At 73.6% G+C, this 21916-nt stretch carries 21 protein-coding genes; 12 read left to right on the forward strand and 9 right to left on the reverse strand.

Annotated elements, in window-relative coordinates; all coding sequences use genetic code 11:
• Positions 1–356 precede the first annotated feature (356 nt).
• Positions 357–653, reverse strand: coding sequence for a DUF4193 domain-containing protein (locus tag ACGFIG_RS17785; RefSeq protein WP_007075406.1), 297 nt, complete (start codon positions 651–653; stop codon positions 357–359).
• 435 nt (positions 654–1088) lie between these two features.
• Here ACGFIG_RS17785 and ACGFIG_RS17790 point away from each other — a divergent pair, with 435 nt between their 5' ends.
• Complete coding sequence (locus ACGFIG_RS17790; protein WP_393004705.1) at positions 1089–1604, forward strand: LytR C-terminal domain-containing protein; 516 nt, start codon at positions 1089–1091, stop codon at positions 1602–1604.
• Positions 1605–1648: 44 nt separating this feature from the next.
• On the opposite strand, the gene ACGFIG_RS17795 is transcribed toward ACGFIG_RS17790, so the two are convergent.
• On the reverse strand, positions 1649–2464 hold the full coding sequence (locus ACGFIG_RS17795) for an inositol monophosphatase family protein (protein WP_393004090.1): 816 nt from the start codon (positions 2462–2464) through the stop codon (positions 1649–1651).
• Positions 2465–2752: 288 nt separating this feature from the next.
• On the opposite strand from ACGFIG_RS17795, the gene ACGFIG_RS17800 reads away from it, so the two are divergent.
• On the forward strand, positions 2753–4351 hold the full coding sequence (locus tag ACGFIG_RS17800) for an RNA polymerase sigma factor (RefSeq protein ID WP_393004092.1): 1599 nt from the start codon (positions 2753–2755) through the stop codon (positions 4349–4351).
• Between the two features lie 244 nt (positions 4352–4595).
• On the forward strand, positions 4596–4829 hold the full coding sequence (locus ACGFIG_RS17805; protein WP_074474066.1) for a hypothetical protein: 234 nt from the start codon (positions 4596–4598) through the stop codon (positions 4827–4829).
• A gap of 115 nt (positions 4830–4944) precedes the next feature.
• Here the strand turns inward: ACGFIG_RS17805 and ACGFIG_RS17810 are convergent, their stop codons facing one another.
• The 3 genes from ACGFIG_RS17810 to ACGFIG_RS17820 all read right to left on the reverse strand — a co-directional run bounded on the left by ACGFIG_RS17810 (position 4945) and on the right by ACGFIG_RS17820 (position 7753).
• Positions 4945–6675, reverse strand: coding sequence for a DEAD/DEAH box helicase (locus ACGFIG_RS17810; protein WP_393004094.1), 1731 nt, complete (start codon positions 6673–6675; stop codon positions 4945–4947).
• Positions 6676–6843: 168 nt separating this feature from the next.
• Entirely contained in the window at positions 6844–7494 is a 651-nt protein-coding gene (locus ACGFIG_RS17815) for a trimeric intracellular cation channel family protein (RefSeq protein ID WP_393004096.1), read from the reverse strand.
• Between the two features lie 40 nt (positions 7495–7534).
• On the reverse strand, positions 7535–7753 hold the full coding sequence (locus tag ACGFIG_RS17820; RefSeq protein WP_357564418.1) for a DUF3039 domain-containing protein: 219 nt from the start codon (positions 7751–7753) through the stop codon (positions 7535–7537).
• 88 nt (positions 7754–7841) lie between these two features.
• Between ACGFIG_RS17820 and ACGFIG_RS17825 the strand changes: the two genes are divergently transcribed.
• Together ACGFIG_RS17825 and ACGFIG_RS17830 are read left to right on the forward strand one after the other, a co-directional pair.
• Positions 7842–8771 carry a pseudouridine-5'-phosphate glycosidase gene (locus ACGFIG_RS17825; RefSeq protein ID WP_393004098.1) on the forward strand — a complete coding sequence of 310 codons (930 nt, stop codon included), beginning with the start codon at positions 7842–7844 and terminating at the stop codon, positions 8769–8771.
• Positions 8768–9664 (forward strand): carbohydrate kinase family protein, encoded by an 897-nt coding sequence (locus ACGFIG_RS17830; RefSeq protein ID WP_393004100.1) that lies wholly within the window; start codon positions 8768–8770, stop codon positions 9662–9664. Before ACGFIG_RS17825 ends, ACGFIG_RS17830 begins: the two co-directional genes overlap by 4 nt.
• 14 nt (positions 9665–9678) lie before the next feature.
• Here the strand turns inward: ACGFIG_RS17830 and ACGFIG_RS17835 are convergent, their stop codons facing one another.
• Positions 9679–10035, reverse strand: coding sequence for a DUF3099 domain-containing protein (locus ACGFIG_RS17835; RefSeq protein ID WP_393004102.1), 357 nt, complete (start codon positions 10033–10035; stop codon positions 9679–9681).
• Positions 10036–10141: 106 nt separating this feature from the next.
• On the opposite strand from ACGFIG_RS17835, the gene ACGFIG_RS17840 reads away from it, so the two are divergent.
• Complete coding sequence (locus ACGFIG_RS17840; RefSeq protein WP_225851882.1) at positions 10142–10429, forward strand: hypothetical protein; 288 nt, start codon at positions 10142–10144, stop codon at positions 10427–10429.
• Positions 10430–10442: 13 nt separating this feature from the next.
• Positions 10443–10754, forward strand: a complete 312-nt coding sequence (locus ACGFIG_RS17845) for a hypothetical protein (RefSeq protein ID WP_101414717.1) — start codon at positions 10443–10445, stop codon at positions 10752–10754.
• Positions 10755–10764: 10 nt separating this feature from the next.
• Here the strand turns inward: ACGFIG_RS17845 and ACGFIG_RS17850 are convergent, their stop codons facing one another.
• Positions 10765–11889 (reverse strand): low temperature requirement protein A, encoded by a 1125-nt coding sequence (locus ACGFIG_RS17850; RefSeq protein ID WP_393004104.1) that lies wholly within the window; start codon positions 11887–11889, stop codon positions 10765–10767.
• A 169-nt stretch (positions 11890–12058) separates the two neighbouring features.
• Positions 12059–12649 (reverse strand): HhH-GPD-type base excision DNA repair protein, encoded by a 591-nt coding sequence (locus ACGFIG_RS17855; protein WP_393004106.1) that lies wholly within the window; start codon positions 12647–12649, stop codon positions 12059–12061.
• A gap of 221 nt (positions 12650–12870) precedes the next feature.
• Between ACGFIG_RS17855 and ACGFIG_RS17860 the strand changes: the two genes are divergently transcribed.
• The 4 genes from ACGFIG_RS17860 to ACGFIG_RS17875 all read left to right on the forward strand — a co-directional run bounded on the left by ACGFIG_RS17860 (position 12871) and on the right by ACGFIG_RS17875 (position 19709).
• Entirely contained in the window at positions 12871–14355 is a 1485-nt protein-coding gene (locus ACGFIG_RS17860; protein WP_393004108.1) for a methyltransferase, read from the forward strand.
• Positions 14355–14777 carry a D-aminoacyl-tRNA deacylase gene (dtd, locus tag ACGFIG_RS17865; RefSeq protein WP_393004110.1) on the forward strand — a complete coding sequence of 141 codons (423 nt, stop codon included), beginning with the start codon at positions 14355–14357 and terminating at the stop codon, positions 14775–14777. Before ACGFIG_RS17860 ends, dtd begins: the two co-directional genes overlap by 1 nt.
• A gap of 109 nt (positions 14778–14886) precedes the next feature.
• Positions 14887–18585: a S8 family serine peptidase gene (locus ACGFIG_RS17870; RefSeq protein ID WP_393004112.1), complete on the forward strand. Its 3699-nt coding sequence runs from the start codon at positions 14887–14889 to the stop codon at positions 18583–18585.
• A 137-nt stretch (positions 18586–18722) separates the two neighbouring features.
• The gene (locus tag ACGFIG_RS17875; protein WP_393004114.1) at positions 18723–19709 is read left to right on the forward strand and encodes a helix-turn-helix domain-containing protein; all 987 of its coding nucleotides are present in this window, start codon (positions 18723–18725) and stop codon (positions 19707–19709) included.
• A 70-nt stretch (positions 19710–19779) separates the two neighbouring features.
• On the opposite strand, the gene ACGFIG_RS17880 is transcribed toward ACGFIG_RS17875, so the two are convergent.
• Positions 19780–20568 (reverse strand): sporulation protein, encoded by a 789-nt coding sequence (locus ACGFIG_RS17880; RefSeq protein WP_393004707.1) that lies wholly within the window; start codon positions 20566–20568, stop codon positions 19780–19782.
• A gap of 260 nt (positions 20569–20828) precedes the next feature.
• On the opposite strand from ACGFIG_RS17880, the gene sigB reads away from it, so the two are divergent.
• Complete coding sequence (gene sigB, locus ACGFIG_RS17885) at positions 20829–21845, forward strand: RNA polymerase sigma factor SigB (RefSeq protein ID WP_393004116.1); 1017 nt, start codon at positions 20829–20831, stop codon at positions 21843–21845.
• Positions 21846–21916: the final 71 nt, after the last annotated feature.

A 21916-nucleotide genomic window follows, 5' to 3' on the forward strand; every position in this document is an offset into this window, starting at 1 on the left:
GCGCGGGGGCACGCCGTCACCGTCAGGGTCGCGCGGGGACCTGCCGTCACCGTCGCCGTGGTGCGGTGCCGTGGCGTCACGCCCGGGCGCGTCGGCGTGGTCACGCCGCACGGACGCGGGCGCGGCGTGGTCGCCCCGCGCGACGGGGCCGCCCTGGCCGCCGGCCCGGCCCAGGTCCGCGCCAGGCGTGCCGCCGGACTCGCTCCGCTCGCTCATGCCCGACCTCCCCCAGATGGACCGACGTCGACGTGACGGGTCACCGTCATCGAGTCAAGCAGGTCCACGGGACCATCGCACGGCGACTCGGACAGCGGCGGCCCCGACGAGGGAGCCGCCGCTGGTGCGGACGCACGATGTCAGACGCACTCGCGGCAGATGAGTTCGCCGTTGCGCTCGACCGCCAACTGGCTGCGGTGGTGCACCAGGAAGCAGCGGGCGCACCGGAACTCGTCCTGCTGCATCGGCAGCACCTTGACCGTGAGTTCCTCGTCCGCCAGGTCGGCGCCGGGCAGCTCGAAGCTCTCGGCCACCTCGGCCTCGTCGACATCCACGGCGCCCGATTGTGAGTCGACGCGTCGGGCCTTGAGCTCTTCCAGGCTGTCCTCGCCGAGGTCGACCTCGTCGCGACGCGGGGCGTCGTAGTCGGTGGCCATCGGTTTCACTCTCCCATATCGATGTTGTCGCTTCCGGTTGTAACGCCGGACGACGCTGTTTCGGTTCCGCTGGCCGGCCACCACTTGTGTCGGTCACCCGACCCGAAGACAGCACGGGCGAAGGCGTCCCCCAAGGAACACCCTGCGAGCGCGGAACCCTACCCCCCCTGTGGGCGAGGCATGTATACCGCCCTCGTGGCTGAGATGTACGCCCCCGCACTCGAAGTTGTTCCCAATGTGACTCAGGCGACACGAAGATAGGGGTAGTACTACCTGGTTCCCGGTTGGCGCGCCGGCATGTCCGGCTGTTTCCACGCGACGGCCGGACAACCGTTAACCTCAGCGGCGTACTCGACGGCCGGCGGGGCGGCCCGTCCACCGGCGGCCGCCACCACCCACCACTGTCCGGGGAGCACCCTGATGAGCTTTGCGCGAGTGCGAGCACTCGTTGTCGTCGGCCTGCTGGCGGTGCTGGCCCTCGTCTTCGTGGTCGTCGCGCTGGTCCGCGACACCCAGAGCAGCGCCGGCCTCGCCGGAGGCTGCCCCGAGGGCTGGCCGCTGGCCGACGTGACCCTGCGGGAACCCAAGGACGTCAAGATCAACGTGCTCAACGGCACGGACCGGATCGGCCTGGCCACGTCCGTCGCCGACGACTTCCGCAACCGGAAGTTCCAGGTGAAGAAGGCCGGCGACGAGAAGAAGCAGATCGACGACATCGCCGTCCTGCGCTACGGCCCGAAGGGGGTCGGCTCGGCGCACCTGCTGCGGGCGTACTTCCTCGACAACGCCGAGTACGACTACGACGCCAAGCGCACCGACGACGTCGTCGACGTGGTGCTCGGCAGCGGCTTCCAGCAGCTCGCCACCACGACCGAGGTCAACCAGTCCCTGGGCGACCTCGGCGCGCCGGTCGCCCCGGCCGGCTCCTGCCCGGTGCGCGAGGACGACTGAGCGCGCCGCGCCCCCGGTCCCGCCGGGGGCGCGGCACCGGCCGGTCAGGGACCGCCCGAGGCGTCCAGGTCGGCGAGGCGGTCGTGCAGCGGCTTGAACAGCGCCGCCGGCGCGGCGATCACCAGGTCCGGGCCGGCGGGCAGCCCGCCCAGCCCGGCGACCAGCAGCCCGGCCTCGCTCGCCACCAGGCCGCCGGCTGCCTGGTCCCAGGCGGCGAGCCCCTTCTCGTAGTAGGCGTCCACCCGCCCCTCCGCCGCCAGACAGAGATCCACCGCAGCCGCGCCGAAGCGACGGATGTCCCGGATGTGCGGGATCAGCTCGGCGATCACCCGCGCCTGGTGCGCCCGGCGCGCCGGGTCGTAGCCGAAGCCCGTGGCGACCAGCGCCTGGCCGAGGTCGGTCTCGACGGAGCAGCGCAGCCGCTCGCCGTCGCGCCAGGCGCCCCCGCCGGCCGTGGCCGTCCACTCCTCGCCCGTGCTGATGTTGCGCACCACCCCGGCGACCACCTCGCCGTCGACCTCGGCGGCGAGCGACACGGCGTAGTGGGGGATCCCGTAGAGGTAGTTCACGGTGCCGTCGATCGGGTCGACGATCCAGCGGACGCCGCCGGGGCCGACCGGGCCGGTCTCGCCCGCGCCGTACTCCTCGCCGAGGACGGCGTCGCCCGGCCGCAGCCGGCGCAGCGCGGCGATCACCTGTCGCTCGACCGCCCGGTCGGCGGCGGTCACCACATCGGTGACGGTGCTCTTGGTGGCGGCGACCGACACGCCCTCGACCCGCATCCGGTGCGCGGTGGCGGCCGCGTCCCGGGCCACCTCGACCGCGATCTCAAGCAGTTCCGACGGCGTCGAGCGATCCATCGTTCGTCCCCTTCCCGCACGGCCGGGGTGTTCCGACTCACGCGCGGTACCATCCTTACAAAGTCCACATCTACGTCGAATCGGCGGTCCCCGCCGCGGGTCCGCCGTGCGGCGACGGATGATCGTCGCAGACGGAGTTACAATTCACCCCTGCCCACGCTGCGACGGACCGCCAACGACCGGCCGGCCCGGGACACGGGGGTCCCTCAACCACATCGCCCGGCAAGGTGCCCCGCTCTGCGTCGGACGACCCGGCCGTGCTCGCTCTTCGCCTCCGGAAGGTCATTCGTGACAGAACCCCGCCAGACCGGCGCCGACGTTCGCTCGCTCACCGACACTCTGATCGCCCACGCGCAGAGCGCCGGCGGTCAGCTCACGTCGGCTCAGCTCGCGCGCACCGTCGAGTCCGCCGAGGTGACTCCGGCCCAGGCCAAGAAGATCCTGCGGGCACTCTCCGAGGCGGGAGTGACCGTGGTGGTGGACGGCTCGGCGAGCACCCGCCGCCGCGTCGCCGCCGCCCGATCGGCCACCCCGGCGTCCCGGGCCACCACCGCCAAGACCACCAAGAAGGCCGTCGCGCCCGCCCCGAAGCAGGCGCCCGCCGCCGACGAGGCAGCGGCGCCCGCCCCGCGCAAGGCCGCCCCCCGCAAGGCCACCGGCACCACCGCCGAGGTGGCCAAGGCCGCTGCCCCGGCGAAGGCGACCAAGTCGACCCGGGCCACCAAGGCGACGGTCGCGGCGGCCGGCGCCGCCTCGGCCAAGGCCGGCGGCAAGGCCAAGGGCGAGGGCGACATCGACCCGGAGGAACTGGCCGCCGAGATCGAGGACGTGGTCGTCGAGGAGCCGGCGGAGCTGACCCGGGCCGCCGAGACCGACGCCGCCAACTCGGCCAGCGACAACGACTTCGAGTGGGACGACGAGGAGTCCGAGGCGCTCAAGCAGGCCCGCCGCGACGCGGAGCTGACCGCCTCCGCCGACTCGGTGCGCGCCTACCTCAAGCAGATCGGCAAGGTCCCGCTGCTCAACGCCGAGCAGGAGGTGGAGCTGGCCAAGCGGATCGAGGCCGGGCTCTACGCCGCGGAGCGGCTGCGCGCCGCCGAGGAGGGCGAGGAGAAGCTCACCCGCGAGATGCAGCGGGACCTGGGCTGGATCTCGCGGGACGGCGAGCGCGCCAAGAACCACCTGCTGGAGGCCAACCTCCGGCTGGTCGTCTCGCTGGCCAAGCGCTACACCGGCCGCGGCATGGCCTTCCTCGACCTGATCCAGGAGGGCAACCTCGGCCTGATCCGCGCGGTCGAGAAGTTCGACTACACCAAGGGCTACAAGTTCTCCACCTACGCCACCTGGTGGATCCGGCAGGCGATCACCCGGGCGATGGCCGACCAGGCCCGCACCATCCGCATCCCGGTGCACATGGTCGAGGTCATCAACAAGCTCGGCCGCATCCAGCGCGAGTTGCTCCAGGACCTGGGCCGCGAGCCCACGCCGGAGGAACTCGCCAAGGAGATGGACATCACACCGGAGAAGGTGCTGGAGATCCAGCAGTACGCCCGGGAGCCCATCTCGCTGGACCAGACCATCGGCGACGAGGGCGACAGCCAGCTCGGTGACTTCATCGAGGACTCGGAGGCCGTGGTCGCGGTCGACGCGGTCTCGTTCTCGCTCCTGCAGGACCAGCTCCAGCAGGTGTTGCAGACGTTGTCCGAGCGTGAGGCCGGTGTGGTACGCCTGCGCTTCGGCCTGACCGACGGGCAGCCGCGCACGCTGGACGAGATCGGCCAGGTCTACGGGGTGACCCGGGAGCGGATCCGGCAGATCGAATCCAAGACGATGTCCAAGCTGCGCCACCCGTCGCGCTCGCAGGTGCTCCGGGATTACCTGGACTGATCGCAAACGTCAACCGAACGTGTCGTTTTGACCACCTGGCGTGCAACGTCGGAAGGTGACCGTCCGGTTGCTCGATTGTGATCGTTGACGTGGCACCCTGGGTGCACGGCACACTGTCCCTGCCATGTGTGACCTCGGTCCCCCGCGGGCACACAGGGAACGCAGCGCCGGGACAGGGTGTTGCACGATAGGTGAGCAACGACCGAAGAGATTGTTCATCGGTGACGACCAGAGGAGGAAGGCGATGACCCCGACCCTCACGCCGCCGCCCGAGACGGTGGCTCCCCCAGCCGCCGATGAACGGTGCGACCGCTGCAATGCTGCCGGCAAGCTCCGGATCACTCTGGCGGGTGGGAGCGAGCTGGTGTTCTGTGGGCACCACGCGAACAAGTACGCGGAGGATCTCGTGAAGATCACCGTACGGTTCGCGACGGACCCGGAGTTCAGCTGGCGTGGCGCCGATCTGATGGCGAACTGAGAGATTCCGCGACCCACGACATAAGCCGGCCGGAGGCCCCAGACGGGGCCTCCGGCCGGCTTTCTACGCACCGGGGACGCCGACGCCGCGGCCCGACCCGAGGCGGGCCCGGACCTCAGAGGGTCTGGACGGTGGCGATGCGTTCCTCGAGCTGCTCGATGGTGGCCTGCGCGCTCGGCGGGCCGCCGCAGAGGCGGCGCAGCTCCGCGTGGATCTTCCCGTGCGGCTGCCCGGTGCGGTGGTGCCGGGCGGCCACGAGGGCGTTCAGTTGGCGACGTAGGGCGACCCGACGCTGGGCGGCACTCATCGGTGCCGGCGGCGCCGTGGACGTCTCAGCGGCCGTCTCAGCCGGCCTGGCGGCCCGTCGGCGCTGGGCCGCGAGCTGCTCCTGCTGCCGCTTGGTCAGCAGGAGGGCGACCTGGTCGGCGGTGAGCAGCCCGGGCAGGCCGAGGTATTCCTCCTCCTCGGGGGTGCCGGCCTGGGCGGCGGTGCCGAACGAGGCGCCGTCGAAGATCACCTGGTCCAGCTCGGCCGTGGCGGAGAGCGCGGCGAAGCGCTTCTCCAGCTCGCCGCTGGCCTGGTCGTCGCGCTGGGCGCGCTCCAACAGGTCGTCGTCGAAGCCCTCGCGGTCCTTGGGCTTGCCGAGCACGTGGTCCCGCTCGGCCTCCATCTCGCTGGCCAGCCCGAGCAGGTGCGGCACGCTGGGCAGGAAGACCGAGGCGGTCTCGCCCGGACGGCGGGCGCGGACGAACCGGCCGATCGCCTGGGCGAAGTAGAGGGGGGTGCTGGCGCTGGTCGCGTACACGCCGACCGCCAGCCGGGGGATGTCGACGCCCTCGGAGACCATCCGGACCGCCACCAACCAACGTTGCTCGGACGCCGCGAACGTGGCGATCCGCGCCGAGGCGCCCACGTCGTCGGAGAGCACCACCGCCGCGCGCTCGCCGGTCACCTGCGCGATGAGCTTCGCGTACGAGCGGGCGGCCTGCTGGTCGCTGGCGATGATCAGCCCGCCGGCGTCGGGCATCCCCGCGTTGCGCAGCACGGTCAGCCGGGCGTCGGCGGCCCGCAGCACCTGCGGCATCCAGTCGCCCGCCGGGTCCAGCGCGGTACGCCACGCCTGCGCGACGAGATCCTGGGTCATCGGCTCGCCGAGCCGCGCCGCCAACTCCTCCCCGGCGTTGGTGCGCCACCGCGTCTCCCCCGAGTACGCCAGGAAGAGCACCGGCCGCACGACGCCGTCGCGCAGCGCGTCGGCGTAGCCGTAGACCGAGTCGGCGCGGGAGCGGAGCAGCCCGTCGCCGCCCCGCTCGTAGCTGACGAACGGGATCGGGTTGTCGTCGGAGCGGAACGGGGTCCCGGTGAGCATCAGCCGGCGCTCGGCGCCCTCGAAGGCCGCCTTCACCCCGTCGCCCCAGGAGCGGCTGTCCCCCGCGTGGTGGATCTCGTCGAGGACGACCAGGGTGCGCCGGGTGAGCGTGCGCCGCTTGTGCACCTGGGGCGCCATGCCCACCTGCGCGTACGTCACCACCGCGCCGTGGAAGTCGGCGGAGGAGTGCAGGTCGGCGTTGCGGAACGCGGCGTCGAGCTGGATGCCGACCCGGGCCGCCGCCTGCGCCCACTGGGTCTTCAGGTGCTCGGTCGGGGCCACCACGGTCACCGCCTCGACGGTGCCGTCGGCGAGCAACTCGGCGGCGATCCGCAGCGCGAAGGTGGTCTTTCCGGCGCCCGGGGTGGCGACCGCCGTGAAGTCGGGGTCACGCCGGCGCAGGTACTCCACGAGTGCCTTGCGCTGCCACGCGCGCAGTGCCGGAAACGTCTCGATCGCCGGCAACCGGGCCGCCACGGGAAGCTCCTCTCCGACCGCCTGACGGCGGACCCCGGGCGAGGGGCACGGGTACCGCCGCCCATGAAAACGCCTCCGCGCAGGTGGTGCCGCGAAGGCCGACTCAGCATAACCAGGGCGGGCCGCCCGACCCAGCCGACGCCACGCTGGTCACATCCGCCACGCCTGTCAGGGCTGGACGCCGGAGGTGCCCGTACGCGGCGGACGCAGGGTGGCCACCGGCGCCGACCAGCGCCGTCGCAACGCCACCAGGCGCAACAGGAACACCACGACCGCCGCCGCGGTCAGCCAGCCGGCGTTGGCGTGCCCGAGGGCGTCCAGCAGCGCCACGAGGATCGAGCCGGCGAGGGCGGCGACGGCGTAGATCTCCCGCCGCAGCACCACCGGGATCTCGGCGGTGAGCAGGTCGCGGCCGAGGCCGCCGCCGATCGCGGTGAGCATGCCGATCACGCAGGCCCCGACCGCGGGCACCTGGGCGTCGAGCGCCTTGACCGTGCCGGTGACGGTGAACAGCGCCAGCCCGGCCGCGTCCAGCACGAGCACGGTGGTACGCAGCCGGGCGAACTGGGGGTGCAGCCAGAAGACGGCGGCGGCGGTGACGGCGGCCGTGGCGGCGTACCGCCAGTCGCCGAAGGCCAGCGGCGGCGCCTCGTCGATCGCCAGGTCCCGGAAGATCCCGCCGCCGAGCGCGGCCACGAAGCCGACGAAGACGACGCCGAAGAGGTCGAGCCGTTTGGCCACCGCCGCGGAGGCCCCGGAGGCGGCGAAGACCGCCACCCCGGTGAGATCGGCGAGGAGCAGCGCGGTGGAGGTGGTCACCGGCGAAGGTTACGTGCGCGACCGGAGGGGTCGCCCACGTTCACTCGGCCCAGGAGTCGTAGATCTCCTTGCACTTCGGGCAGACCGGCGAGCCGGGCTTGGCGGCCTTGGTGACCGGGAAGGTCTCGCCGCACAGCGCGACGACGAAGGTGCCCATGACGGCACTCTCGGCGATCTTCTCCTTGCGTACGTAGTGGAACATCTCGGGACCGGTGTCGGCGTCCTTCAGCTCCGGACGCTCGAGAACCTCTGTGCTCACTTTGTGCACCTCCGGCCGTCAAGTCTGGCAGGTCACCCCCGATCCGGTCCACTTCAGGCCGACGGAACGGGGGCCGTACGGTGGTGACGTGACCGACTTCCACATCCGCCACGGCAGCGAGGTTGCCGACGCCCTGCGCGACGGGCGTCCCGTCGTCGCCCTGGAGAGCACCATCGTCTCGCACGGCCTGCCCAGGCCGGACAACCTGCGGGTGGCCCGGCAGATCGAGCAGGCCGTCCGTGACGCGGGCGCGGTCCCGGCGACGATCGGCATGGTCGGCGGGCGGCTCGTGGTGGGCCTGGACGACGCGGAGCTGACCCGGCTCGCCACCGTCGACGGGGTCGCCAAGCTCTCCGTACGCGATCTCGCCCTCGCCGCCGCGAGTGGCGCGGACGGCGCCACGACCGTGGCCGCGACCAGCGCGGTGGCCGCCGCCGCCGGCATCGGGGTGTTCGCCACCGGCGGCCTCGGCGGCGTGCACCGGGAGGCGGCGCAGACCTTCGACGAGTCGGCCGACCTGGTCACCCTGGCCCGCACGCCGATCGCGGTGGTCTGCGCCGGGGTCAAGTCGATCCTCGACGTGGGCGCCACCCTGGAGCGGCTGGAGACCCTCGGCGTCGGCGTGGTCGGCTTCCGGACCCGGCGCTTCCCCGGCTTCTTCATCACCGACGGCGGCTTCGACCTGGACTGGTCGCTGGACTCGGCCGAGCAGGTCGCGGACGTGCTGGCGGCCCGGGAGCAGCAGCGCGTGCACCAGGGCGGCCTCATCGTGGCCAACCCGCTGCCGACCGACGAGCAGCTCGACCCGGAGCTGCACGACCGGACCCTCGCCGACGGGCTGGCCCTGCTGGAGCGCGACGGGGTGACCGGCAAGGCCGTGACGCCCTACCTGCTCGCGCACTTCCACTCGGCGACCGAGGGGGCGAGCCTGGCGGTGAACGTCCGGATCATCCTGCGCAACGCCGACCTCGCCGCCCGGATCGCCGTCGCCGCGGCCGCCCGCCGCGCCGGGGCATGACCGCGGGCCGCGTCCTCGTCGTCGGCGACCTGATCACCGACGTGGTGGCCGTGCTGGCCGGGCCGATGGCCACCGGGTCGGACACCCCGGCGGCGATCCGGTTCAGCGGCGGCGGGCAGGCTGCCAACACCTCGGCCTGGCTCGCCGCGCAGGGCGTACCGGTCACGCTGGTCGGCGCCGTCGGCGACGACGACGCCGGGCGGGACCGGGTGGCCGAGCTGGAACGGGCGGGGGTGGACTGCGCGACGAGCGTGTGCCCGGACCGCGCCACCGGGACGGTCATCGTGCTGGCCACGGCCGGGGAGCGGTCGATGATCACCGAGCGGGGCGCGAACCTGCGGCTGGCCCCGCGCGACGTCGACGCGGCGCTGGCCGCCGCGCCGGACGCGCGGCACCTGCACCTGTCCGGGTACACCCTGCTGGACGCCGAGTCCCGACCGGCGGGGCTGCGGGCGCTGGCCGCCGCCCGCGAGCGCGGGCTCACCACCAGCGTCGACGCGGCCTCCGCGGCCCCGCTGCGGCGGGTCGGCGCGGCGGCCTTCCTGTCCTGGGTACGCGGGATCGACCTGCTCCTGGTCAACGCCGACGAGGCGACGGTGCTGGCCGGCGGGCTGGACCCGGCCGCGCAGGGCCGGGCGCTGTCGGCCACCGCCCGGCGGATCGTCGTCAAGCAGGGCGCGGACGGGGCCGTCTGGGTGGAGCGGGACTCCTCGGTCGCCGTGGCGCCGGCACGCCGGGTGGCGGTGGTCGACGTCACCGGGGCCGGGGACGCGTTCGCGGCCGGGCTGCTGGCCGCCTGGCTGGACGGCGCGGAGCCCGCGGTGGCGCTGCGCCGCGCCGGCGACCTCGGTGCCCTCGCGGTCTCGCAGATCGGCGCCCGCCCCGCCCCCTGACCGGGGCGGGTGGATCAGGGCTCGGCGTCGATGACCTTGTGCGGGCGCTCCTCGGCGGTGAGGCTCATCGGCGGGGTCTCGTCCCGGTGCCGTGGCTGGAACCGGTTGGCCAGCCGGTGCTTGTCCTTGGGCGGGCGGTCGTTGGCCAGCAGGACCGCCAGCCACGGGATGACCACCATGCCCAGGGCCACCAGCGGCAGCCAGAGCCAGAGCAGCGGGGCCCGCACGCTGACCAGGACGGCACCGACGATCACGCAGGCCATCCGGATGGCCATCATCAGCACGTAGCGCTTCTGGCGGCTGGTGAGCTGGTCGTCCTGGCTGCGCGAGGCGTCGGTGATCAGGATCGGCTGGTACGCCTGACGCTTCACCACGGACCTCCTCGAGGGGTTACGCCCCATCCTGACACCTCCGCCGCCCGCGGAGCGAGATTCGCGGCAACCATCCCTCGTATTACGATCGTGGTACGCTCGCGCCGTGGGCAGCAGGTTCAGCTTCACCGACGAGGCGTTGGCCAACCTGAGGGTCTACGACGTCACGCCCGGGGAAGTCTGGGAGGCGCTGCACAGCACCCGCCGGGTGATCCGGCACCTCGGCGACGACGTGATGGTCGTCTACGCCGCGGCCCGCCGGGGGCGCCGGCTGGCTGTCCTGCTCGCCGAGGCCGACGGCACCGACAACGACTGGGACATCCTCTCCGCCCGCGAGCTGAGCGACGTCGAGGCGAAGCGCTACGACGAGGCCGTGCGGAGATCTCGCCGATGAGGAGGCGGTGACGATGAACCGTAACGACGCGACGAAGCAGTTCCACAGCGGCGGCGACCGGCTCGCGGAGCTGATCGACGGGAGCCCGCAGGTGGAGCTGCCCGCCCCCGACACGGACACCCCCATGGTCAGCCGCTCGGTACGGCTGCCGCTGGAGACGTACGAGCGGGTGCGCGCCGCCGCCGACGCACGCGGCATCGGGGTCACCACGCTCATGCGGCAGTGGATCGAGGCGGGCCTGGCCGACCTCGACGACTCGGCGACGGTCTCCCTCGCCGACGTGCGGCGCGCCTTGGCCGCTCTCTCCCGGCCCACCGCCGCCTGACCCGGCCGGATCACGGCGCGGGAAACTCGCCCCCGCCGGTCCCGCCGTGCCCGAGCGGCGACGCGGCCGGCTCGGGTGGACGCCCCCTGCTGCGCCGCGCGTCGGCGAACGCCACCGCCGCCAGCACGACGGCGACCGCCGCCAGCGCGGTCATGGGCGGCCCCAGGGCCAGCGCCGGGGACAGCAGGAGCAACACCAGCAGGCCGGCCGTCCGGGACCGGGACACCCGGCCGAAGATCTCGTACTCGAAGCGGGCCCGGGCCGCCAGAAAGATGGCCGGGCCGCCGACGACGAAGACCAGCCAGGTTGGATCGGTCCGGCCGTACGGGTGTGAGATCGCCAGTTCGTAGCCGACGGCGGTGCTCAGCACGCCGATCACGATGACCAGGTGGGTGCGGCTCGCGGAGGCGCCGAGCCGCCCCGGCGACCGGGCCACCCGCAGCGCCTCGGCGAGCAGGTGACCCGCCCGGTGGAAGTAGATCCGCCACAGCAGGGCCGTGGTGACGAAGGCGGCCGTGAAGGCGCCGGCCCGGTCGGTCGTGAACTCCGTACCGCTGTACGTCAGCCCGATGACCAGGATGGTCTCCCCCAGTGAGATGAGGAAGATCTGCTGGTACCGGTCGGCGAGGTGCTCACCGGCGATCAGCCAGCCGGAGGTGCGCGCCGGCCCCAGCCGGGGCAACGGCCAGCCGCGCAGCAGGCCGGTGTAGTCGACGACCAGGGCGAGCACCCAGAGCGGCAGGCGCAGCTGGTCCGGCCCGAACGCCCCGACCAGCCACGGCACGGCACCCACGACCGCCCAGGCGAAGAGTCGCAGCGGCACCGCCCGGCGGGGGTGACCGCGCAGCGCCAGGCCGATGACCAGCGGCCGGACGACCATCACCGCCAGGTACGCCAGCACGAACGGGACCGCCCGCTCCTCGAACGCCCGGGGCAGCGCCACGGCCATCACCATGGCGCCGAACATCGACCCGACCACCACGAACTGGATCACCGGCTGCTCCGGCTCGTACCGGCTGGTGACCCAGGTGGTGATGGACCAGAGCAGCCACAGGGCGAGGAAGAGCACGCCCGTATGCCCGATCTCGGCGAGCAGCGTCCCGACCGAGTCCCCGGTGCCGTCGACGAGGCGCACCGATACCCGGGTCAGCGCGAAGACGAAGACCAGGTCGAAGAAGAGTTCCAGGAAGGTGGCCGGGGCGAGCTCTCCTCCGGCCGCAGCAGCCGCCCGGCGCGCTCGTCCGTCATCGGCTGCCCGTCGTCGCCATCCTGGCTACAACGACCGGCCCAACCTCGCGGTTGCGTCAGCCCGCAGCGGTCTTCGCCTTCGCCGCCGCCTTCATCTGCTGCTTGTACTCGCGCACCCGGCGCAGCGAGTCCGCGTCGGTGACGTCGGCCACCGACCGGTGGGCGTCCGGGTCGCCGTAGCCGCCGGCCGCCTCCCGCCAGCCCGCCGGGGTGACCCCGAAGCGCTTGCCGAGCAGCGCGAGGAGGATCTGCGACTTCTGCGTGCCGAAGCCGGGCAGGTCGCCGATGCGGCGCAGCAGCTCACGGCCGTCGGCGGCGTCGGACCAGAGCCGGGTGGCGTCGCCGTCGTACCGGTCGACGAGGACCCGGCACACCTCCTGCACCCGGGCCGCCATCGCCTTCGGGAAGCGGTGCAGCGCCGGCGGCCGGGCGAACATCTCGACCAGCGCCTCCGGGTCGTACCCGGCCAGCTCCCGGGCGTCCAGGTCGCGCCCGAGGCGCTGCGCCAGCACGTACGGCGAGGAGAAGGCCTTCTCCATCGGCACCTGCTGGTCGAGGACCATGCCGAGCAGCAGCGCCAGCGGGCTGCGCTCCAGCAGCCGGTTGGCCTCGGGGTCGATGGGCAGGGAGAGCGCCATGGCCACCATGCTGCCACCAGCCGGCCGCCCTGCCGCACACGACCCGCACAGCCATCACGCGGACAGCGTGACCGGTGGGCGCGACCGTGGGCAACGCGTACGTGCCGGTTTCCGGGAGGTGTGCCCGACCGCTCGCCGGCCGGCGCGCACACGGCGTGGCCGCCCGCCGGCCGCGCCGTGGATCGCCGGGTGGCCGCGTGCCGGCGCCGCGAACCAGGCAGGATGGCAACGTGGACGGACACGACATGCTGCTCTCCCCCGCCGGCGTCGACGCGCTGCGGACCGCGCTGACCCGGGCCGGGTTCACCTCGAACGGCATCGCGACCCGGCTCGGCGCGCACGCCACCGGCGGGGTCGCCCGCAACGACTTCCGGGCGGCGCTGCGCGCCACCGAGGAGCCCGACCCGCTCAACACCCTGATCCGGGTGTTCGTCTGCGAACAGACCGAACCCGAGGCCGCCGTCGCCGCGGCGCTGGCGCCGCTGTCGCTGGACGAGGCGCTCGCCGGGGGCCTGGTCGAGCGGCACGGCGACGGGCTACGGATGGGCGTGGACCTGGAGCCGTACGGGGACGAGTGGTGGGTGCTCGCGGACGTGCCCGCCAGCGCCCGGCCCGGCCGCCCGCTGCACGCCGAGCACGTCCTCGGCATCGGCGGGGCGACGCAGACGCTGATCGGCGCGACCGTCCGCCGCCCCGTGGAGACCGCGCTGGACCTGGGCACCGGCTCCGGCGTACAGGCGCTGCACCTGTCCACCCACGCCCGGCGGGTCACCGCCACCGACGTCTCCGAGCGGGCGCTGCGCTTCGCCGCCACCACCGCCGCCCTCAACGGCCAGGACTGGGAGCTGCTGCGCGGCGACCTGGTGGCGCCCGTCGCGGGGCGCCGCTTCGACCTGGTGGTGAGCAACCCGCCGTTCGTGGTCGGGCCGGGCACCACCACGCACGTCTACCGGGACTCGGGGCGGGTCGGCGACGCGATCGGCGCGGAACTGGCCGCCGCCGCGCCCGGCCTGCTCACCGAGGGCGGGACCATGCAGTACCTGGCCAACTGGGTGCACGTCGCCGGCGAGGACTGGGCCGAGCGGGTGACCGGCTGGTTCGCCGGCACGGGGCTGGACGCCTGGGTCATCCAGCGCGAGGTGGCCGACCCCATGGCGTACGTCAACCTCTGGCTCACCGACGTCGGCGAGGCGGCCGACCCGCGCCGGATGGCGGAGTGGCTGGACTGGTTCGACGCGCACAAGGTGGAGGCGGTCGGCTTCGGCCTCGTCTCGCTGCGCCGCGCCGGCCACGACGACCCGGTCGTACGCGTGGAGGACCTGCGCCAGCGGGTGCAGGCGCCGTTCGGCGACCGGATCGGCACCTGGTTCGACCGCCAGGACTGGCTGCGCGCCCGCGACACCGACGGGCTGCTCGCCGCCCGGTTCCGGGCCGCCGACGGCCTCCAGCTGCGGCAGGAGGCCACCATGGGTGACGAGGGCTGGGCGGTGGACCGGCAGGTGCTGGCCATGCCCCACGGGCTGCGCTGGACCGAGGAGATCGACCCGCTCGTGCTGGCCCTGGTCGGCGGGGCCGACGGGCGGCTGCCGCTGCGCGACCAGCTCGCCCTGCTCGCCGCCGCGCACGACGTCACGCCCGGGGAACTGGCCGAGGCGGCGGGCCCGATCGTCGCGCACCTCGTCGAGCGCGGCTTCATCGAGCCGGTGACCGACTGATGCGGGCCGTGGTGCAGACCGTCGGCCGGGCCGGTGTGACGGTCGACGGCGAGCTGGTCGGCGCGATCGACGACGGGCTGCTGGTGCTGCTCGGGGTCACCCACACCGACACCGTCGAGACCGCCCGCACGATGGCCCGCAAGGTGCACGAGCTGCGGATCCTCGACGAGGAGCGGTCCGCGGCCGACACCGGCGCGCCGATCCTGGTGGTCAGCCAGTTCACGCTCTACGGCGACGCCCGCAAGGGCCGGCGTCCGAGCTGGACGGCGGCGGCCCCGGCCGAGGTCGCGGAGCCCCTGGTGACGGCGGTCGTGGAGGCGCTGCGGGCCCGGGGCGCGAAGGTGGAGACCGGCCGCTTCCGCGCCCACATGCTGGTCGAGAGCGTCAACGTCGGCCCGCGCACGGTGCTGCTCGAACTCTGACCGGCCCTGCGCCCGGCACCGGAGCCGGTCGGTGGCGGAGTCGCGCCGTGGCGCAACCCCGCCGACGGGAACTGTTCACGGGACGCGGCGATGGCGGTAGAACCGTCGCATGTCATCCCCCTCACAGCCCTTCACCTGGGCCTACGCGAGACGGCGGCTGACCGCCGCCGCCGCGTCGGCCGGCCTGGTCGCGGCCGGCCTCGCCGCGGTCCAGACGCCGGCCACGGCGGCCGGGCCGCCCCCGGCCGCCCCGGCCGCCACCCGGGACACCCACACGGTCACCCTGATCACCGGAGACGTGGTCACGGTGACGACCTTCACCGACGGCAAGGCCACCGCCGAGGTCGACCGGCCCGACGGCGCCACCGGCGGCGTACGCGTCCGGCAGCGCGGCGACGACCTGTACGTGCTGCCCGACGAGGTGCTGCCGCTGCTGGACGGCGACAAACTCGACAGGCGGCTGTTCAACGTCACCGGCCTCATCGAGATGGGGTACGACGACGCGAAGACCCCGACGCTGCCGCTGATCGCGGCGTACACCCCGGCGAAGGCCCGCACGGCGAAGCCGGCGGCTCCGCGCGGCGCGAAGCTGGTCCGCGACCTGCCCAGTGTCGGCGGCGCGGCGCTGGCCACGGAGAAGAAGCAGGCCCGCGCCTTCTGGTCGGCCGTCGCGCCCGCCACGGCGTCGGCGCCGGTCCGGGCTCTCGGCGGCGGGGTGGCGAAGCTCTGGCTCGACGGCCGGGTGACGGCGGCGCTGAAGGAGAGCGTGCCGCAGGTCGGCGCGCCCGCCGCGTGGGCCGCCGGGTACGACGGCAGCGGGGTGACCGTCGCGGTGCTCGACACCGGGGTCGACCCCGACCACCCCGACCTGGTCGACCAGGTCGACGACAAGGCCAGCTTCGTGCCGGGCGAGGACACCTCCGACGTCCACGGGCACGGCACCCACGTCGCCTCGACGATCGCCGGCACCGGCACGGCCTCCGGCGGCGACAACCGGGGCGTCGCCCCGGGCGCCGACCTGATCGTCGGCAAGGTGCTCGACAACGGCGGCTACGGCCTGGACTCCTGGATCATCGCCGGCATGCAGTGGGCGGCCGAGTCCGGGGCCGACGTGGTCAACATGAGCCTCGGCGACGGCTCGCTGACCGACGGCACCGACCCGATGGCCGCCGCCGTGGAGACGCTGTCCGCGCGGCACGGCACGCTCTTCGTCGTCGCCGCCGGCAACTCCGGCCCGCAGACCATCGGGTCGCCCGGCACCGCGCCGAGCGCGCTGACGGTCGGCGCGGTGGACAAGCAGGACGCGCTGGCGCCCTTCTCCAGCACCGGGCCACTGGCCCGCACCGGCGCGCTCAAGCCGGACCTCGCCGCGCCCGGCGTCGGCATCGTCGCGGCCCGCTCGCAGCAGGCCGCCGGCGAGGGCGCGTACCAGAGCATGGACGGCACCTCGATGGCCGCGCCGCACGTCGCCGGGGCCGCCGCGATCCTCGCCCAGCGGCACCCCGACTGGACCGGGCAGCAGCTCAAGGACGCGCTGATGAGCAGCGCGAAGGGCCTGGCCGACGACTACCGGCCGTACCAGGTCGGCACCGGCCGACTGGACGTGGCGGCGGCGGTCCGTGGCACCGTACGGGCCACCGGGTCGGCGTTCTTCGGCACCTTCGACTGGCCGCACGAGCCGACGGACGCCCCGGTCACCCGGTCGGTCACCTTCACCAACTCCGGCACCACCGCGGTGACCCTCGACCTCGCCCTGGCCGGCGGCGGGCCGTTCGCGCTGGGCGCCTCCTCGGTGACCGTACCGGCGGGCGGCAGCGCCGACGTGGCGGTGACCGGCGACCCGCGCGGCGACGCGCACGGCGAGCTGACCGGCTACCTGGTCGGCACCGACGCCGGCACCGGCACGGCGGTCACCCGTACCGCGCTGGGGCTGCTCAAGGAGAACGAGCGGTACGACCTGAAGGTCAGGCTGGTCGGCCGGGACGGCAAGCCGGCCAGCGCGATGGTCCTGGTGAACCGGGCCGGCGACCTCAACCCCGGGCAGTACCCCGTCGCCGGTGAGCGGACGCTGCGGCTGCCGGCGGGTACGTACACGGTGGAGGCGGTGCTGGACGTCCCCGGCGAGCGGGCCGACCGGCTCGGCTTCGCCCTGCTGGTGGACCCGGAGACGGTGCTCGACCGGGGCGCCGAGGTGGTGCTGGACGCGCGTCGGGCACGGCTGCTCGACACCGCCGCGCCGGAGCGCACCGAGGACCGGCAGCGCAAGCTCGACTACACCGTCGGGTACGCCGACGGCAGCGACTTCCGCGCGGCGTACCAGCTGCCGGTGCGCTACGACGACCTGTACGTCCTGCCGACCGAGCGGGCCGGCACCGTCTCGTTCACCATGGCGGCGCGGTGGCGCAAGGGCGAGCCGATGCTGAGCCTGCGTGTCCCCGGCCGGGCCCCGATCGACGCCACGGTCCAGCCCGGCAGCACCGTCACCGCCGGCACCGAGACCCTGCGGCCGGTCTACGCGGGCACCGGCGCCCCGGACGCGTACGCCGGTCTCGACGTCAAGGGCCGGGCCGTGGTGGTGACCCGCAGCGACGCGGTCGACCCGGTCGCGCGCGCCACCGCCGCGACGGCCGCCGGGGCGAAGTTGCTGCTGGTGGTCAACGACGGTGCCGGCATCCTCACCGAGTACGTCGGCGAGTCCGCCATCCCCGTCGCCTCCGTGCACCGTGACGCCGGCAGGCAGCTGATCGCCGCGACCCGGGGCGGGCCGCGGAAGCTGACCGTCACCGGGGTCCCGTACGCCGGCTACGTCTACGACCTGGCCCGGGTCTTCCCCGGTCAGGTGCCGGACCGGCCGCTCGTCTACCACCCCCGGCAGCGGGACCTGGGCCGCATCGACGCCCGCTACCACGCGGCCGTGGACTCCCCCGGCTCCGGCTACCGCTACGACATGGTCTTCAGCCCCTCGTTCGGCTTCCCGGAGGCCGAGTCGCACCCGGGCACCCGCACCGAGTGGGTCACGCCCGACGTGGTCTGGCACGAGGTGCACGACGAGGGCGGCTGGACCGACACGGCCTACCTCAACACGTACGCCAGGGGCACGACGACCAGGCTGGACTGGTTCGCGCCGGCCGTCCGGCCGGCGTTCAACCGGGCGTTCGGCGTGCGCAACAGCCGCTACCGGGACTACCTGACCCTGAACGTGCAGGCCTGGAGCCCGTCGGACGACGTGCTGGAGCACGGCGGCAACATGGAGTGGGGCTCGGTGCCGACCAACCTGAAGCTCTACCAGGGCGACACGCTGGTGGACGAGAACACCTGGAGCTCGGACCTGCAGTGGGTGCCGGTGCCCGCCGGCACGCTGCCGTACCGCCTGGTGCTGGACGCCTCGCGGCCGGCCGAGCGGTGGCGGCTGTCCACGCGCACGCACACCGAGTGGGACTTCGTCTCCGGCTCGAACGACGCCGACAACTTCGTCCCGTTCGCGCTGCTCCAGCTCGACTACGCGCTGGAGACCGACCTGCGGGGCGACGTGCGGGCGGGCACCAGCCAGCGGATCAGCGTCAAGGCCGGGCCGCAGCCGGGCGGGACCGGCACCGGCACGGTCACGTCGGTCACGCTGGACGTCTCGTACGACGACGGCGCCACCTGGCGGAAGGTGACTCTGCGCAAGGGCCCGGGTGACCACTGGACCGGTTCGCTCGACCTGCCGGAGCGGCCGGGCGGCTTCGTGTCGGTGCGGGCCAGCGCCGCGACGGACGCCGGCTTCGGCATCCGGCAGGAGCTCATCCGGGCGTACGGCCTGCGGTGAGATGGCTGGCGGGGCCCCGGGACGGTACGCGTCCCGGGGCCCTTCCCGACGATCGGACAGGCTTCCCGGGCTGGTCGGGACCGTTCGGCGTGTCCCATACTCTGCGTGCCGCAGGGGGCAGAGGGAGGCAGCCACCGATGCTGGGCGCGTTGGGTCTGAGCCCCGAGGACGAGGCGGTCTACGGCCTGCTGGTCCGGCGGGACCAGGCCGGCGTGGCCGAACTGGGTGACGCCCTGCGGATGCCCGCCGCGACGGTCGAGGAGGCGCTGACCCACCTGGCGGCGTGCGGCCTGGTGAAGTGCGGCCCGGACGGGCAGTTCTCCGTGGCGCCGCCCGCCGTCGCGCTCGGAGCGCTGATCAGCGAGCAGCGGGGCGCCCTGCACAGTGCGGAACTCGCGCTGGTCAGGCTCGCCGAGGAGTACCGCTCCTCGATCGCCGGGCGCTCCATCGACGAGCTGATCGAGGTGGTCAGCGGAATCGACGCCGTCCGGCACCGGTTCGCGCAGGTGCAGCACGCCGCCCGTACGCAGGTGCGCAGTTTCGTCACGACGCCGTTCATCGCGGTGCCACCGGGCGCCAACGCGGTGGAGTCGACGGCGGTCGGCCAGGGGGTGCGCTTCCGGGTGGTGATCGACCGGCCGACGCTGGCCGAGCCCGGGGTCGTCGCCGAGACGCTGGAGTCGCTGCGCGACGGCGTCGAGATACGGGTCGTCGACCACCTGCCGATCAAGCTGATCCTGGCCGACGCGGAGCTGGCCCTGGTGCCGTTGACCGCCACGCCCGGCGGTGAGCCCGGCGCGGTGCTGCTGCACCGCACCGGGCTGCTCGCCGCGATGGACGCGCTGTTCGAGATCGTCTGGCGGCACGCCCACCCGCTCGACCCGTCGGCGATGATCGCCCCCGCCGGCGACGACGGCGCGAGCCCCACGGCCGACGGCCCGACCGAGCTGGACCGGAGGATCCTGGCGCTGCTGCTGGCCGGGCTCACCGACCCGGTCGTCGCCGCCCAGCTCGACCTGTCGTTGCGGACGCTCCAGCGACGCCTGCGCCACCTGATGGACCTCGCGGGGGTGGAGACCCGGATGCAGCTCGGCTGGCACGCCGCACGCCACGGCTGGGCGTGACGGCCGGCGGGCAACGGGCGCCTCGCCGTGCCTGCCGCTGCCGGCCGCACCCGTCGGGGCCCGCCCGCCGTCAGAAGAAGAGACCGCGCCGCTGCAGCGACTGGCTGATCCAGGAGTCGAGCTGGGCCGTCCAGTCGGTGCGCTCGGCGGTGGCGTGGTCGATGCTGAAGCGGCCGAACGCGTCCCGGCCCTCGGTGAACACGCCGCCGCGCTTGTCCAGCTCCAGCACCACCTGGATCTGCTGCGGGTCGGTGACGAAGGTGACCTCGAGCTGGTTGATCCCCCGGGCGTACTGGGGCGCCGGGTAGAACTCGATCTCCTGGTAGAAGGGCAGGCTCTGCCGCACGCCGTAGATGTGGCCCCGCTCCACGTCGGCGCGGGCGAACCGGAAGCCCAGCCGCAGGAACGCCTCCAGGATCTTCTCCTGGGACGGCAACGGGTGCACCGCCACGGCGTCCACGTCGCCCTTGTCGATCGCGCGGGCCACCTCCAGCTCCGTACGCAGCCCCATCGTCATCCCGTGCAGGTGCTGCCCGTACAGCTCGGTGAGCGGCGTCTCCCACGGCACGTCGAAGCGGAACGGGATGTCGTGGCGCTGCCCCGGGCCGAGCTGGAACGCGCCTGTCGCCGCCTGCCGGTGGAACTCCTGTGTGGTCTGGTACTCGTTGTCGCCACTCTCCACCTCGACCCGGGTGACCAGGCCCAGCGAGATGTAGGAGATGTCGACGGGGTGGTCGCCGCCCGCGACGTGGATGACGCCCTCCAACTGCCCGCCGGGACGGCAGTTCGGGTTGGCCAGCACCGTTTCCACCGACGGGCCACCCACACCCATCGCCTGCATGAGCCGCTTGAAGACCACGAAATCCTCCATCACCTGTTCAGTACGCCGATGTCGCCGGCGACGCCGGCCGTGCCGGCCGGTCGCTGGCACGGTAACCGCCTGCGGCAACAGCGCGCTCGGCGACCGGCCGCCCACGCTGAGCAGGCCGGCAACCGAATTCGTGTCGGGTCTCCGATCGCCTCACTCCCGTTTCACGCCCCGCCCGCCAAGCTGTGTGTCACACCGGCACCACTGGGCCGGAACCAACGGCACAGACGTGGACACGGGGAGAAACTGAGATGGCCCTGCAGATGACGGAGCACCGGACGCGCCCGGCCGGCACCACCGAGGCCGCGAGCGCCACCGACACCCTGACCGACCTCGACGCCACCGACGAGCGCGGCGTCTCCACGGATCTGGTCCGGGCATACCTGAACGGGATCGGTCGGACGAAGCTGCTGACCGCCGCCCAGGAGGTCGACCTCGCCAAGCGGATCGAGGCCGGCCTGTTCGCTGAGGAGAAACTGGCGACCTGCACCCCCGTCTCGACGGAGCTGCGTGCCGACCTGGAGCTGATCGTCGCCCAGGGCCGGGCCGCCAAGGACCACCTGCTGGAGGCCAACCTCCGGCTGGTCGTGAGCATCGCCAAGCGCTACACGGGTCGCGGCATGGCCTTCCTCGACCTGATCCAGGAGGGCAACCTCGGCCTGATCCGCGCGGTCGAGAAGTTCGACTACGCCAAGGGCTACAAGTTCTCCACCTACGCCACCTGGTGGATCCGGCAGGCGATCACCCGGGCGATGGCCGACCAGGCCCGCACCATCCGCATCCCGGTACACATGGTCGAGCAGGTCAACCGCATGGTCCGGGCCCGCCGCGAGCTCTCCGTCTCGCTGGGCCGCGAGCCCACCGTCGCCGAGGTCGCCCGGGCCATGGACATCCCGGAGTTCCAGGTGATCGAGCTGATCTCGTACGACCGGGAGCCGGTGAGCCTCGACCAGGCGGTCGGTGAGGACGGCGAGAGCGCGCTCGGTGACTTCGTCGCCGCCGTCGACCCGAGCGCCGAGCCGGGCGACGCCGCCGCGCAGGGTGAGCTGCGCAACGAGGTGAGCATCGTGCTGTCCACCCTCTCCCAGCGGGAGCAGGCCGTGATCCGGCTCCGGTTCGGCCTCGACGACGGCCGGCAGCGCACCCTCGACGAGGTCGGCCGGGAGTTCGGCCTGTCCCGGGAGCGGATCCGGCAGATCGAGAAGGTGACCCTGCTGAAGCTGCGTGACCCGGAGCGGGCGCAGCGCCTGGAGGCGTACGCCTGCTGAGGTCGTCCGACCACGCGAGGCCCCGGCGGTTCGCCGGGGCCTCGCGTACGTGCGGGCGCTGGTCCTTGATC

Source organism: Micromonospora sp. NPDC049048, from assembly GCF_043197615.1.
Classification (GTDB): domain Bacteria; phylum Actinomycetota; class Actinomycetes; order Mycobacteriales; family Micromonosporaceae; genus Micromonospora.